The sequence below is a fragment of the Sphingobium sp. MI1205 genome, assembly GCF_001563285.1.
GTDB lineage: Bacteria > Pseudomonadota > Alphaproteobacteria > Sphingomonadales > Sphingomonadaceae > Sphingobium.
In genome coordinates this window covers 526,759-541,015 of the sequence record NZ_CP005189.1, presented here as the reverse complement: position 1 = coordinate 541,015, position 14,257 = coordinate 526,759, and the positions used below count along the sequence as shown (strand labels likewise).

The following is a 14,257-nucleotide window of genomic DNA, read 5'->3' as shown; positions in this document are numbered from 1 at the left end:
CTATTCCACGATGTCGCCGCGTAGCAGGAACTTGGCATAGGCCACCGTTCCCACGAACCCCACCATCGCCAGCAGCAGCGCCGCTTCGAAATAGACGATGGTTTTCTCCATGATGCCGAACAGGATGATGGCGGCGATGGCATTGATGACCATCGTGTCGAGCGCCAATATGCGATCCGCCGCCGTTGGCCCACGCAGCAGGCGGTACAGGTTCAACAGCACGGCCAGCGCGATGCAGCCAAGCGCCATGGTCAAGGCCAGCTGGATCATCGGAAAATCTCCATCAGCGGTCTTTCATATCGCGCCTTGATCCGCGCCACTTCCGCCTGCGGATCGCCCGTATCCAGCGCGTGGACCAGCAGATAGCGTCCGTCCGTCGATATGTCGGCCGACACTGTGCCGGGCGTCAGGCTGATCGTGCCCGCCAGGACCGTGGCGGCTTCGGCCGAACGAAGGTCGAGCGGGACGGTGAGCCAGCAGGATCGCAGGTCGCGGTTCCGGCGGAACAGGACGAGCCGCGCCACATGGAAATTGGCGGCGATAATGTCGCCGATCACCAGCAGCACATAGGCGATCAGCGGCCAGCCATATCGAACCCGCGGGCGATCGGGCCAGAAGGGTGCGGTGAACAGGGGCACCACTATCCCCAGCACAAGGCCGAGCAGGAAGCCGCCCATGCTCAACTCGTTGAGCACCAGCATCCACATGATGACGAGCAGGATCGTCAGGCCGGGATGGGGGAACAGCCGCCTCATTTGTCGCTTTTTCCTTCATCGCCCGTGCCCAGCACAGAGCGGACATAGGCGGGCGCATCGAAAATCTGCGCGCTCGTCGCTTCCATATAAGCCGTCACTGGTCCGGCGCACAGCGTCAGGCCAGCCAGCAGGGCAAGGAGGAAGAAGGCAGGCAGCGCCTCCACCCGGCTTGGCGCTGGACGGTCGGTATCCACGGTCGGCGTGGCATCCTCTTTCCAGAACAGCCTGCTGCCCGCGCGCGCCAGTCCGATCAGCGCGATCAGGCTGGTGCCCAGCACCATCGCCCAGATCGCGACGACATGAGGGGATGCTAATGCGGCGCGCAGGATCAGCAGCTTGCCGATGAAGCCCGAAAGCGGCGGCAGGCCAGACAGGGCCACGGCGGCCGTCAGGAACAGAAAGGCCAGCATGCCTTGCCCTGCATAGCGTGGCGTCGGGACGATGGCCGCGCCCTCCGCGTCACGCCACCGGATTATCAGGTCGACCGTCAGGAACAGCAGGGCGGCGGACAATGTGGTGTGGGGAAGGTAATAGAGCGCCGCCGCCATCGCCTGCCTGTCGAACAAGGCGACCGCCGTCAGCAGAATGGCTGTCGATCCGATAAGCCCAAATGCCGCCATCTCGCGAAGGCCGCGCGCCGCAAGGAGGCCGGCAAAGCCCAGCAGCATGGTGCCAAGCGCGGCGGGAAGCAGGAACGCGCCCGCCGCATCGCCAAAGATCAGCGGCATCGTCCGCATGATGGCATAGGCGCCCACCTTCGTCATGATCGCGAACAGGGCGGCGACGGCTGGGGCGGCGGCTGCATAGGTTCGGGGCAGCCACAGGTGCAGCGGCAACAGCGCCGCCTTCAACGCAAAGACCGCCGCCAGCAGCAAGCCTGCTGCCTGGGCCAGCCCCTTATCGCCTGCGGGCAGCATCGCCACGCGTCCCACCATATGCGCCATGTTGAGCGTACCGGTCAGGCCATAAAGCAGGCCAAGGGCGACCAGGAACAGCGTCGATCCGATCAGGTTGACGATCACATATTGGACGCCTGCGGTCAGCCGTCGCGCACCCTGGCCATGCAGCATCAGGCCATAGGATGCGATCAGCAACACTTCGAAGAACACGAACAGGTTGAACAGGTCGCCGGTCAGGAAAGCGCCGTTCAGGCCCAGCAGCTCGAACTGGAACAGCGAATGGAAATGCCATCCCTTGCGGTCCAGCCCGGTGACCGTCGCATGAACCGACACCGCCAGTCCCAGTAGCGCGGTCAGCAGCAGCATCAGCGCCGCCAGCCTGTCCAGAACCAGCACGATGCCGAACGGGGCAGGCCAGTCGCCCAGCGCATAGGCGGTCGGCTCGCCTGCGCTCGCCCATCCCATCAGGATGATCGACACGGCGATCAGGCCAAGCGCCGAACCGATCGAAATGGCGGCGCCGATCCAGCGTCGCCGGCGCAGGAAAAGCAGCGTCGCGGTTCCAGCGAAGGCGGGCAGTAGCAGCGGCGCGGCGATCAGCGCTTCTTTCATGGCTGCGCCTCGCGATCCGGCTTGGGCGGATCGGCTTCGACCGCTCCATCGACCTGGTCGGTGCCAGTCTCCAGAAAGCTGCGAAGCGACAGCACGACCGCCAGCGCCGTCATGCCGAATGAAATCACGATCGCGGTCAGCACCAGCGCCTGGGGAAGGGGATCGGTGTAGCTGGTCAGCCCCTTTTCATATAGCGGCGGGCTGTTCCGGGTCAGGCGGCCGATGGCGAACAGGAACAGGTTGATCGCATAGGACAGCATGGTGAGGCCCAGCACCACCGGAAACGTCCGGCCGCGCAGGGTCAGGTAAATTCCCGCGGCGGTCAGCATGCCGATGGCCGATGCGACCAGAAATTCCATGCTCATGCGCGCGCGCCCCGCAACTTGGCAGGGTCAATGTCCATCGGACCGCTGTCCTCCTCCTCCGGCTCCTTCTGCGCCCGCTGGGCAACGTGGCTGAGTTCCGCGAGCGCCAGCATGACGGCCCCGATGACGGTCATGGCGACGCCGATGTCGAACAGCATGGCCGTCGCCAGTTCGAACGTCCCGATGATCGGCAAGGTGAAATGGCCGAATGAGCTGGTAAACAACGGCGCGCCGAAGAACAGCGAGCCAAGCCCGGTCAGCGCCGCGATGATGACGCCCAGGCCGATCAGCAGATGCTCGTCGATCCGTCGCCTCTCATCGGCCCATTCAAAGCCCGACGCCATATATTGCATCAGCATCGCAATCGACATGACCAGCCCGGCGATGAATCCTCCGCCCGGCATATTGTGCCCGCGCAGGAAGATATAGAGGCCGATCATCGTCGCCAGCGGCAACAGCAGTCGTGCCGCCACCGCGAACATCATCGGGTGGCGCTCGGGGGATCGCGGCAGATCCGCCACCCATTGGCGCAGCCTTTGTCCCGAAACGCCGCGTGTGGCGGGCTGCAGCAGGGCAAAAATGGTGAGCGCGGCAATGCCCAGCACCGTGATTTCGCCGAATGTGTCGAATGCGCGGAAGTCCACCAGGATCACATTGACGACATTGGTCCCGCCGCCATGGGCATAGCTGTTGGCCCAATGATAGGCGGAAATGGGATCGTTCGGCGTCCTCGTCATCACCGCCCATGCCGCAAGGCCGGTGGCCGCGCCGCCCGCCATCCCGATCATGCCGTCGCGCAGCCTTCGCCCATTGCTGGACAGCCGGGCGGGCTTCTTGGGCAACAGGTTGAGGGCGAGCAGCAGCAGCAGGATCGTCACGACCTCGACCGAAATCTGCGTCAGCGCCAGATCGGGCGCGGACAGGTAGATGAAGGCCAGCGAAACGATCAGGCCGATCACGCTGATGTAAATGAGCGTCAGGAAACGCTGCCTCTGCGCCTTCACGACCGCAGCGATTGCCGCGATCAGCAGCAGCCAGGCGATGACCGCGACTGGCGGCGCGGGCATGGTCGCGCGCGTGCCGGGCGCATACCCGCCCGTCCGCACGGCCTGAACGCCCAGCGCGATGGCGACAAGGAACAGCAGGCTGAGTTGCCTTTGCAGCGATCCGTTGTGGATGGCGATCGTGACGGCGCGCGCCATGCCGATGAAGCGATGGATGCAGCTATCGAACGCCCGCTTCGCGTCGGGCAGGCGCGCTGCGTCCCAACTGCGCTGGAGCAGGCCATGGCGCCAGAGCATAGCGCCGCCGACGATGATCGCGACGACGCTCATCCCCAGCGCCGGGGTCACGCCGTGCCACAGCGCGGGCGCGAAGGCGGGCGCATTTCCTCCCGTCACCGCACCGGCGGCTCTGGCGATCAGGCCGGATGTCAGGCTTTGCGGAAATAGCCCGATCAGCACGGTCAGCGCCACCAGCAGGGCCGACGGCGCCCACAGCCCTAGCGACGGATCATGCGGCTGGGCGGGATAATCATGGCGGCGGCGGCCCAGATAGAGGTGGAAAATATAGCGCAGCGAATAGGCGACCGACAGGGTCGCGCCGATCACGGCAGCCAGCGGCATGAACCAATGCTGCCCGGCCCACACGCTATGCGCGGCCTCCTCCAGCATCATTTCCTTAGACAGGAAACCGCCCAACGGCGGTATCCCCGCCATGGAAGCGGCGGAAACGATGCCCAGCGTCGCGGTGATCGGCATCAATCCCGCCAGCCCGCCCAGCAGGCGGATGTCCCGCGTTCCCGCTTCATGATCCACGATGCCCGCGTTCATGAACAGCGCGGCCTTGAACAGCGCATGGTTCAACAGGTGGAAAACACCCACCATCGCGGCGGCGGGCGTACCCAGGCCGAACAACATGGTGAGCAGGCCAAGATGGCTGACCGTCGAATAGGCGAGGATGGCCTTTAGGTCATGGCGAAACAGCGCGACCGCCGCGCCCATGATCATCGTGACGAGGCCGGTGGTGGATACGAGGTAAAACCACAGGTCCGTGCCTGACAGCACCGGCCATAACCGCGCCAGCAGAAATACGCCCGCCTTCACCATGGTCGCGCTGTGCAGATAGGCGCTGACCGGCGTGGGCGCGGCCATGGCGTGCGGCAGCCAGAAATGGAAAGGGAACTGCGCCGACTTGGTGAAACAGCCGATCAGGATCAGCACCAGCGCCACGGGATAGAGAGGGGAAGCGCGAACCGCTTCGCCAGCCACCAATATGTCGGCCAGCTCGAAAGACCCGGCGATGTCGCCCAGCAGCAATAGCCCGCCGATCAACGCCAGCCCGCCGCCGCCCGTGACGGCCAGCGCCATGCGCGCGCCCTGCCTGCCTTCCGCCTTGTCGTTGCGAAACCCGATCAGCAGGAAGGAAGAAAGGCTCGTCAGTTCCCAGAAGATCAGCAGCAGCAGGATGTTGGCCGACAGCGCGATGCCCAGCATCGCTCCCTGAAACAGGAGCATCAGCGTCATGAACCGCCCCATCGGCTCGTCGGGCGGCAGATAGTAGCGCGCATAAAGGATGATGAGCAGGCCGATGCCCAGGATCAGGCCCGCAAACAACAGGCCAAGCCCATCCAGCCACAGGCCGAAGTCCAGCCCCAGCAACGGCACCCATGGCAAGTAAAACCGGACCACGCCACCGGCTATGATGACGGGCAGCATTGCTACAAGCAGCAGCAGCCCGAGGAAGGAAGGCGTAATGGCCACCAGCGTCTGCCAGGTCCTGCCCGCCCCGCTCATCATGGAGAGCACTGCGGCACAGGCGAAAGGCAGCAGGGCGATGAGGACCAAAAGCAAAATCTTCTCCCGGACGCCGTTGCATGGCGCGGTAGTTGAACCTGGGGGCGACGCGTTCCTCTTTCCCGCTTCGTGTCCATCAGGCAACCCAAATCGGCCATTTGCCGCCGATTTATCGGTCCGGGGACGTCGCTGTCGGCTCGCAAATGTCTGGATGTTGCTCGATGAAGCGGCGGAGCGGCCCGCCCTTCACATCAGCCACAGGCGCAGGCCGAACGATACAGCCGCCAGGACGGCTACGCTCGCCGCCCAGATACCGATGAACCAAAGCAACCTGGCCCAGCGCCCCTGCATCAATGATAGCCTTCGTCGCCCACCTTGCCCCGGAACACCCAATAGGCCCAGGCGGTGTAGGCAAGGATGACGGGCACCAGGACCGCCGCCCCGACCAGCATGAAGATCTGGCTGCGATAGGGCGCGGCGGCCTCCCATATCGTGACGCGCGCTGGCACGACATAGGGCCATATCGAAATCCCCAGTCCCAGCAGGCAGAGCATGAACAGCCCCAGCGCCCAGATAAAGGGCTGCACATCCTTCCGACGGGAAAGGCTGCGGTAGAAGAGGGCTGTCACGATCAGGGTGGCCAGCGGAACCTGCGCCGTCGCAAGGATGCCGGGCCATGACAGCCAACGGTCCTGATAGCTCGCCTCAAGCGTGAGCGTCGCCAGGCTGACCGCACCGATCACCAGTAGCAGCGCGATGCCCAGCCGTCCGGCATAGCCTGCCGCCTGCCGTTGCAGGTCGCCCTCGGTCTTCCAGTTGAGCCAGCAGGCGCCGAGCAGGGCATAGCCGACCAGCAGCCCCGCACCGGTCAGCATGGAAAAGGGCGACAGCCATTCCCACCATCCCCCGGCATAGGCGCGGCCCTCCACGCTGATCCCTTGCAACAACGCGCCCAGCGTCACGCCCTGTGCGAAGGTGGCGACGGCCGATCCGCCCGTGAAGGCGCGATCCCACCACGCCCGGTGCGCCGGGTCGCGCCAGCGAAACTCGAACGCGACGCCGCGCAGCACCAGCCCCAGCAGCATCGCGATGAGCGGCGCGTAAAGCGCGGGCAGGATGATGGCATAGGCCAGCGGGAACGCCGCCAGCAGGCCGCCGCCGCCCAGCACCAGCCATGTCTCGTTACCGTCCCAGACCGGGGCGATGCTGTTCATCGCGGTGTCGCGGTCCTTTCCCGCCCTGAACAGCGGGAACAGGATGCCAATGCCCAGGTCAAAGCCGTCCATCACGACATAGGCGATGATCGCAAAGCCGATGATGGCGGCCCAGATGACCGTCAGGTCGATCATCATTCGCCTCCTTCTACTGCGGGTGCGGGGGTGATCCCGGCGGTGCGGATGGGCGCGCCGCTCAACCCGCGCTCATGCGCTTCGGGCGGCTTCTTCATCAGGTGCAGCAGATACCATATGCCCATGCCAAACACGGTGAAATAGACGAGCACGAACGCGATCAGCGAGGCGGCGACGGCCGGGGCATCCAATGGTGACGCGCTTTGCGCCGTGCGCAGCAGTCCATAGACGGTGAAGGGCTGGCGGCCCACTTCGGTCACTGTCCAGCCTGCCAGAACCGCGATGAAACCCGATGGTCCCATGACCAGCGCGGCCCTGTGCAGCCATCGCCATTCGTAAAGCCGCCCGCGCATCCGCGCGATCAGGCTCCACAAGCCCAGCCCGACCATGGCGAAACCCAGCCCGACCATGACACGAAACGCCCAGAAGACGATAGGGACGGGCGGTTCGTCGGTGTCGGGGACAGTGTCCAGCCCTTTGAGCGGCGCGTTCAGATCATGCTTCAGGATCAGCGACGATGCCTTGGGAATGGAAATGGCGTAATCGACACGCTTGTTTGCGCTGTCCGGGATGCCAGCAAGGATCAGCGGCGCGCCATCGGGATGGCTGTCATAATGGCCTTCCATCGCCATCACCTTGACCGGCTGGTGCTCCAGCGTGTTGAGCCCGTGCAGGTCGCCCGCGACGACCTGAACCGGCGCGACGATCGCCGCCATCCACATCGCCATGGAAAACATGGTGCGCGCGCCGGGATTGGATCGATCCTTGAGCAGATGCCACGCGCCGACCGCGCCAACGGCGAAAGCCGTCGTCAGATAAGCCGCCAGAACGGTGTGGACCAGACGATAGGGAAAGCTGGGGTTGAAGATGATCGCCATCCAGCTGGGGCCGGGTAGGAACTGGCCGTTCGCGCCGATTTCATGCCCGGTCGGCGTCTGCATCCAGCTGTTGACCGACAATATCCAGAATGCCGAAATGAACGTGCCGATCGCCACCGCGCAAGTCGCGGCGAAATGCAGCTTGCGCCCGACCTTGTCGATCCCGAACAGCATCACGCCCAGGAAACCCGCCTCCAGGAAAAAGGCGGTCAGCACCTCATAGGCCATGAGCGGGCCGATGACCGGACCCGCCTTGTCGGAAAAAACCGACCAGTTGGTGCCGAACTGATAGGACATGACGATGCCGGACACGACGCCCATGGCGAACACGACCGCAAAGATCTTCAGCCAGTAGCGGTACAGATTGGCGTACACGCCCTTACCGGTCGCGAGCCACAGCCCTTCCAGCACCATCAGATAGCTGGCCAGCCCGATCGAAAAGGCCGGGAACAGGAAATGAAAGCTGACCGTAAAGGCGAATTGCGCGCGGGCCAGGATGATCGCGTCCACAGCATCGAACATGGCATGTCCTTTTGACCGGGGGCAGAATGGCAGAGGTAGCGGCTATCGATCAGCTTGTCATGCCCGGCAGCAGGGCGGCAGCGCTTCGCCAGAGCATGTAGAAGGCGACGATGAAGATGAGGCCTGCAAAGACGATGGTCAAGCGGCCGGTCTTTTCGCCCAGCCGTTCGGCGGCGCTCGTCCCGGCGAAGCTGCCGGCAACGCCACCCACGATGAACACGAACGCCAGCAGCCAGTCGACAAGGCCGGAAAAAGCGTAGCTGGCCGCAGTCGTAAGACCGAAAGCCGTAACCGCCACCAGCGATGTGCCAACCGCCATCAGCATCGGCATGCCGGTCGAGGCGACAAGGCCCGGCACGATCAGAAAGCCGCCACCAATGCCGAAAAATCCCGAAAACGCGCCAGACCCCAGGCCATAGGCGACGACCTTGGGCGCCTTTTCCCTGTTGCACTCGACGCCGGGGTCGCCGGGATTGCCGCGCCCCTTCAACATCAGTGCGCCGACCAGCAGCATCACCAGCGCAAAGAGGAACAGCAGCTTGTCGCCATCCACCATCTTGCCCAAGGTCGAACCGGCCAGCGCCCCCACGACCCCCGCCGCCGCGTACATCCCCCCACAGCGCCATTTCACATGATGGGCGCGGGCGTGGCTTGCGAGGCCCGTCGCGGCATTGGCGGCGACCGCCAGCGCGCTGGTGCCGATGGCGACATGGGCGCTTGGCACGCCGACCAGATAGACCATCAATGGGACCGCGAGGATGGAGCCGCCGCCGCCCACCAGACCCAGCACAAAGCCGACAAGACCGCCCGACAACGCGCCCAGTGCATAGTGCAGGCTATCCATGACGGATGCCCTGCGCGGATCGGCTTGCCGTCCATAGCGGGCCTTGCGTCATGAAGCGGTGGAGCGCCATGCCTGCCAGCATCGCGACCGTGAAAATCACGGCGGATTGCGGCGCCAGCGCCAGGCTCGCGATGGCTGGGTGGCAAAAGCCGCCAATGCCCCAGCCTATGCCGATCAGGCCTTCGACCGGCTGGGCGTGGGGAAAGGCTGCGATCATAGCTGGTTCACCGGGATTTTGAGGTAGGTGACGCCATTGTCCTCGGCGGGCGGCAGATGCCCCGCGCGCATGTTCACCTGAACCGAAGGCAGGATCAGGCGCGGCATGTCCAGCGTGCGGTCGCGCGCTTCGCGCATGGCGACGAATTCATCCTCGCTGATGCCGTCATGGGCATGGACATTGGCGCGGCGTTGTTCGCCGACCGTCGTTTCCCAGACATGTTGGTCGCGCCCTTCCGGCAGATAGTCGTGGCACATGAAAAGGCGCGTCTCGGGCGGCAATTCCAGCAGGCGGCGCAGCGAACGGAACAGAGTGCGTGCGTCTCCGCCGGGGAAGTCCGCCCGCGCGGTGCCATAATCTGGCATGAACATGGTATCGCCAACGAACACCGCGTCGCCGATGACATAGGCGACGCAGGCGGGCGTGTGGCCCGGCACATGCAGCACCGTCACCGGCAGATTGCCGATATTGAAACTGTCGCCATCCTTCCAGAGCTGGTCGAAGTCCGATCCGTCGCGCTGGAAAGCGGGTTCAGCGTTGAACAGCTTGCCGAACGTCTGCTGCACTTCGCAAATGTGCGCGCCTATCGCGATCTTTCCGCCCAGCTTCTGCTGGAGATAGGGCGCAGCCGAAAGATGGTCCGCATGGGCATGTGTTTCCAGAAGCCAGTCGACCCTCAGCCCCTGATCCGTGACATAGGCGATGACATGGTCGGCCGCATCGAAAGATGTCCGGCCCGACGCCGGATCATAGGAAAGCACGCTGTCTATCACGGCGGCGCGGCGCGTTCCGGCGTCATGAACCACATATGTCACGGTGAACGTCGGCGCATCGAAAAAGGACTGGATCACTGGCACGCCCTTTTGCGCGGCGACCACCTGGCTCGCGGCCTTGGAGAGTATTTCATCGGCCATGCGATTCTCCATGATTTAACATTTACAGCAATCATGTATCTGAATATGTCGAAATCGTCAAGGGCTTGCTCTGCGATCAGGTCCCTTGCAGTGAGGCAAAAATGACTGACGCAACGACTTTCGAAACCGGAACCCCGCGGATCGGTGACGTTGCTCCCGATAGGTACATGCTCGCCAGCGATAGCGGCGCCCTGTGCATGCGCAACATCGAAGCGATGTTCGCCGGGATCGGATCTGCGCAGCCGGTCGTTACGGAAAGCGCGCCCCATGCTCCGTCAGTCACGTCGGGGGTCGCATCCTTCGCCCAGATCATCGGGCGTTGAGGTAAGGGGCTGGGAGGTTATCATCGTCATCGCCATGCTGACAGGAAGCGTCTTTGCGCCGGAAACCCGATTCCCCTCCGTCACCAGCCATCGACCGCCGCATATCGGTTCCACCCGAACCAAAAGGCGTGGCAAACGTCTGTTGCTGCTGCTTCTTTTCCTTTTCGCGATGCTCACCGCCACGGGGGCCAGCGCGCGGGATTATCATGTGGACGCCGTCAACGGGGATGACCGGAACGACGCGTCGTCGCCAGCCACGGCCTGGCAATCGCTCGCCCGGATAGGAAAAGTCCGCCTCAAGCCGGGCGACCGGGTGCTGCTGGCCGCCGGATCGGTCTGGCGAGAGCCGCTCGTCATCTCCCGGTCGGGCAGGCGGAACGCACCGATCATCGTCGAGGCCACGGGAACCGGCGCGCGCCCACGGATCGATGCGGGCGGCGTCTCGGAATATGGGGTGGCGATCCTGAACGCTGAATATGTCGAGGTCGGCGGGCTGGAAGTGACCAATGACGGCGCGCCCCCGGCGCCCCGCTACGGCGTGCTGATATCGCAGCAGGATGCAGGGGTCGCGCGCAACATCGCCGTGCGGGACATGTACATCCATGACGTGCGCGGCACGAACGAGCGCAAGGACAATGGCGGCATCGTTTTCCGCGCGCTGGGCAACAAGCGGGCGACGCGCTTTCACAATCTGACGATCGAACGCAACATCATCTGGCGGGTGGACCGGTCGGGTATCGCGGGCATCAGCGATCAGGTCACGCTGGATCGCTGGTTCCCCAGTGAACGGGTGGTCATCCGCGACAATTATCTTGAGGATATTGGCGGCGACGGCATCGTGCCACGGGGAACGGACGGCGCGCTGGTCGAACATAATGTGGTCCGCTATGCGGCGAGCCGCGCGCCCGGCTATAATGTCGCCATCTGGCAGTGGAGCACCGATAACACGCTGATCCAGCTGAACGAGGCGGCCTATACCCACGGTCGATGGGACGGGCAGGGATTTGATTCCGATTTCAACTCGCGCGGCACCATCATCGCCCATAATTTCAGCCACGATAATGAAGGCGGCTTCGTCCTGATCTGCTCGCCGGGCCGGACGGGGCCTGACAATATCGGCAATCAGGGCAGCATCGTGCGCGCCAATGTCAGCCGCCATGACGGCGCGCGCATCATCCAGCTGTCGGGCGGCATCGCCCATGCGCGGATAGAGGGCAATGTCATCCATGTCGGCAGCGATCAGGATGTCACCATGGTCGCCGCGACCCAATGGCAGGGCTGGCCAAGCGATGTCAGTTTCACCAACAATCTTTTCGCGGTCGCCGGTGCGGTGCGCTATGGGCATGAAGTAAGCCGCGACGGGCCGGATTATATCGTCGCGTCCGGCTTCCCCCATTCGCCTGCGATCCGGTTCGATGGAAACAGCTTCCTTGGCCGCCATGTCGATGCGCCCGACGATCCGCGCGGCATCTGGCAGGCAGACTATCAGGCGGCGGAGGCGGACTGGTCAGTCCCCACATTCGATCCCGCCAATCCCGAAGGGTTCGATGCGTTCCTCGTCAGCCATCGCAACTGGATGATGACCATGCTTGCAAGGGAGCTTGGCCAGCCCGTCGCGCTTCTCACACCCCGCCGCACCACCTGGGTCGAAGCCCGGCCCAAGCCATGATCGCCGATGGCAGGGAGGGGACTAAACGGCTCTTGCCATCGGCCATTTCCATGGGTTAAGCCGCCCCCATTCGCAAGGACCCGGTGAAAATCCGGGTGGCTATTCCGGCCGCCGATCCGCCGGACAACATCACACATGACTTGGAATGATCCGCGCTTCAAAGCGCCATGTGCCTTGATGTGGAAAATTTTTGAATGACTGGCAATCTAACCTCTTATCGTCGGCAGTGGTTCACCGATGGCGCATCCATGCGCAAGGAACTGCTGGCGGGCATCGTCGTTGCTCTCGCGCTTATTCCCGAAGCCATCGGCTTTTCGATCATCGCGGGGGTCGATCCGCGCGTGGGCCTTTATGCGTCGGTCGCCATCGCCATGGTGATCGCCTTTATCGGCGGCCGTCCCGGCATGATTTCCGCCGCGACGGCGGCTGTCGCCGTACTGGTGACGCCGCTGGTGCGCGAACATGGGGTCGAATATCTTTTTGCCGCGACCATCCTGATGGGCATCATTCAGGCGGTGGCGGGGCTGCTGCGGCTGGACCTGCTGATGCAGTTCGTCTCGCGCTCGGTCATTACCGGCTTCGTCAACGCGCTGGCCATCCTCATTTTCCTGGCGCAGCTGCCGCAACTGACCAATGTCGGGTGGCAGACCTACGCGATGGTCGCGGGCGGCCTTGCCATCATCTATCTGTTCCCTCGCTTGACGAAGGCGGTGCCATCGCCGCTCGTCGCGATTCTGCTGCTGACCTTGATCAGCATCGGGCTGGGCCTGCCAGTGAACACGGTCGGCGACATGGGGAAGCTGCCTGAAGGACTGCCCGCATTCGCATTCCCGCAGGTGCCGCTGACGCTGGACACGCTGCGCATCATCCTGCCCTATTCGGTGACGATGGCGGCGGTCGGGCTGCTGGAATCGCTGCTGACGGCGCAGATCGTGGACGACATGACGGACACGGACAGCGACAAGCGGCGCGAATGCCTGGGGCAGGGCGGGGCGAACGTCGTTTCGGCCTTTCTGGGCGGAATGGGCGGCTGTGCGATGATCGGCCAGTCGGTCATCAACGTGACGTCGGGCGGGCGCGGGCGGCTATCGACATTCGTGGCGGGCGCTTTCCTGCTGTTCCTGCTCGCCGTGCTGGGGCCGTGGGTGGGACAGGTGCCGATGCCCGCGCTGGTGGCCGTGATGATCATGGTGTCGATCGGCACATTCAGCTGGAATTCTATTCCCAATCTGCGCCGCCATCCGCCGACCTCGTCCGTGGTGATGCTGGTGACCGTGGCGGTCGTGGTGGCGACGCGCGACCTGTCGCTAGGCGTGCTGGCGGGCGTGCTGCTTTCGGGCATATTCTTCGCTGGCAAGGTGCAGCGCATGTTCGCCGTCGAACTCGACCTGTCGGAAGATGGCGGCCATGCGACATACCGGGTGACCGGGCAGATCTTCTTCGCCTCGGTCGATCGCTTCACCCGCGCTTTTCAGGCCCAGCAACGCGCGCCGCATGTCACGATCGACGTATCGGGGGCGCACTTCTGGGACATCTCCGCCGTTGGCGCGCTGGACAAGATCGTGGCGCGGCTGCGGCGCGAAGGGCAGATGGTGAATGTCATCGGCTATAACAGGGCCAGCGCCGACATCGTCGATCGCTTCGCGCTGCATGACAAGACGGGCGTGGAAATAGGCACGGTGCCGCATTGAGCGTCAGGCGCGTTTCCGGTTGACGATGCGATCAGGACTGCTTGGCGAGGATAGCGGAGGCCGGATCCGGACAGGATAGCCGATCAGCGATGGCGGCGTGGACCGCGGCTGCGGCCGACAGTGAACGCAGTTCGGCATCGCCGGACAGCCGGTTCAGCACCAGTTCCGCAGCCGCTTGATTGGTGATTTCGGTGCGGCAGATCGCCTGACTGCCGCCTTCGCCATCGGCATAGAACATGCCATCGATGACGCCAGCGACATACATTGAGCACTGGCCGTAATTGGGCTGCGAACATATTTCGAACAGCCGGTCGCCCGAGAAGAAGGCCGGTATGTCCCTCGTCCCCTCCACGGCCTCGCTCGCCGAAACCGGCATGATCGCCGCCGCGAAGAACATGAGAATGAATGCCCGGCTCATGATGTA

The 14,257-nt window shown here is 64.0% G+C and carries 15 protein-coding genes and 1 other annotated feature; of the genes, 3 read left to right on the top strand and 12 right to left on the bottom strand.

Going from position 1 to position 14,257, the window contains the following annotated elements:
• The 11 genes from K663_RS19035 to K663_RS18990 all read right to left on the bottom strand — a co-directional run bounded on the left by K663_RS19035 (position 1) and on the right by K663_RS18990 (position 10,150).
• Positions 1–270: a K+/H+ antiporter subunit F gene (locus K663_RS19035; protein ID WP_062121615.1), complete on the bottom strand. Its 270-nt coding sequence runs from the start codon at positions 268–270 to the stop codon at positions 1–3.
• Positions 267–755 (bottom strand): Na+/H+ antiporter subunit E, encoded by a 489-nt coding sequence (locus K663_RS19030; RefSeq protein ID WP_062121614.1) that lies wholly within the window; start codon positions 753–755, stop codon positions 267–269. Before K663_RS19030 ends, K663_RS19035 begins: the two co-directional genes overlap by 4 nt.
• Positions 752–2,266, bottom strand: coding sequence for a monovalent cation/H+ antiporter subunit D (locus K663_RS19025; protein WP_062121613.1), 1,515 nt, complete (start codon positions 2,264–2,266; stop codon positions 752–754). Before K663_RS19025 ends, K663_RS19030 begins: the two co-directional genes overlap by 4 nt.
• Positions 2,263–2,631 (bottom strand): Na+/H+ antiporter subunit C, encoded by a 369-nt coding sequence (locus K663_RS19020; protein WP_235589590.1) that lies wholly within the window; start codon positions 2,629–2,631, stop codon positions 2,263–2,265. Before K663_RS19020 ends, K663_RS19025 begins: the two co-directional genes overlap by 4 nt.
• Positions 2,628–5,483 carry a monovalent cation/H+ antiporter subunit A gene (locus K663_RS19015; RefSeq protein WP_062121612.1) on the bottom strand — a complete coding sequence of 952 codons (2,856 nt, stop codon included), beginning with the start codon at positions 5,481–5,483 and terminating at the stop codon, positions 2,628–2,630. Before K663_RS19015 ends, K663_RS19020 begins: the two co-directional genes overlap by 4 nt.
• 189 nt (positions 5,484–5,672) lie before the next feature.
• The gene (locus K663_RS24030) at positions 5,673–5,777 is read right to left on the bottom strand and encodes a DUF2474 family protein (RefSeq protein WP_145902376.1); all 105 of its coding nucleotides are present in this window, start codon (positions 5,775–5,777) and stop codon (positions 5,673–5,675) included.
• Complete coding sequence (gene cydB / locus K663_RS19010) at positions 5,777–6,775, bottom strand: cytochrome d ubiquinol oxidase subunit II (protein ID WP_062121678.1); 999 nt, start codon at positions 6,773–6,775, stop codon at positions 5,777–5,779. Before cydB ends, K663_RS24030 begins: the two co-directional genes overlap by 1 nt.
• A complete protein-coding gene (locus K663_RS19005; RefSeq protein WP_062121611.1) occupies positions 6,775–8,175 on the bottom strand; it encodes a cytochrome ubiquinol oxidase subunit I in 1,401 nt (466 codons plus the stop codon). The genes cydB and K663_RS19005 overlap by 1 nt, the downstream gene beginning before the upstream one ends.
• A 49-nt stretch (positions 8,176–8,224) precedes the next feature.
• Complete coding sequence (locus tag K663_RS19000) at positions 8,225–9,019, bottom strand: sulfite exporter TauE/SafE family protein (protein WP_062121610.1); 795 nt, start codon at positions 9,017–9,019, stop codon at positions 8,225–8,227.
• Positions 9,012–9,236 (bottom strand): DUF6691 family protein, encoded by a 225-nt coding sequence (locus K663_RS18995; protein ID WP_062121609.1) that lies wholly within the window; start codon positions 9,234–9,236, stop codon positions 9,012–9,014. Before K663_RS18995 ends, K663_RS19000 begins: the two co-directional genes overlap by 8 nt.
• Positions 9,233–10,150 carry an MBL fold metallo-hydrolase gene (locus tag K663_RS18990; protein WP_062121677.1) on the bottom strand — a complete coding sequence of 306 codons (918 nt, stop codon included), beginning with the start codon at positions 10,148–10,150 and terminating at the stop codon, positions 9,233–9,235. The genes K663_RS18995 and K663_RS18990 overlap by 4 nt, the downstream gene beginning before the upstream one ends.
• A 101-nt stretch (positions 10,151–10,251) precedes the next feature.
• On the opposite strand from K663_RS18990, the gene K663_RS18985 reads away from it, so the two are divergent.
• The 3 genes from K663_RS18985 (at position 10,252) to K663_RS18975 (ending at position 13,833) form a co-directional block, all read left to right on the top strand.
• Complete coding sequence (locus K663_RS18985) at positions 10,252–10,473, top strand: hypothetical protein (protein WP_062121608.1); 222 nt, start codon at positions 10,252–10,254, stop codon at positions 10,471–10,473.
• 142 nt (positions 10,474–10,615) lie between these two features.
• Positions 10,616–12,142 carry a right-handed parallel beta-helix repeat-containing protein gene (locus K663_RS18980; protein ID WP_235589589.1) on the top strand — a complete coding sequence of 509 codons (1,527 nt, stop codon included), beginning with the start codon at positions 10,616–10,618 and terminating at the stop codon, positions 12,140–12,142.
• 73 nt (positions 12,143–12,215) lie between these two features.
• Positions 12,216–12,271: a sequence feature (sul1 is cis-regulatory element that is thought to sense ions involved in sulfur or methionine metabolism; They are found in Alphaproteobacteria), on the top strand.
• A gap of 65 nt (positions 12,272–12,336) precedes the next feature.
• The gene (locus K663_RS18975; RefSeq protein WP_062121607.1) at positions 12,337–13,833 is read left to right on the top strand and encodes a SulP family inorganic anion transporter; all 1,497 of its coding nucleotides are present in this window, start codon (positions 12,337–12,339) and stop codon (positions 13,831–13,833) included.
• A 31-nt stretch (positions 13,834–13,864) separates the two neighbouring features.
• On the opposite strand, the gene K663_RS18970 is transcribed toward K663_RS18975, so the two are convergent.
• Entirely contained in the window at positions 13,865–14,251 is a 387-nt protein-coding gene (locus tag K663_RS18970; RefSeq protein ID WP_062121606.1) for a Rap1a/Tai family immunity protein, read from the bottom strand.
• Positions 14,252–14,257 lie beyond the last annotated feature (6 nt).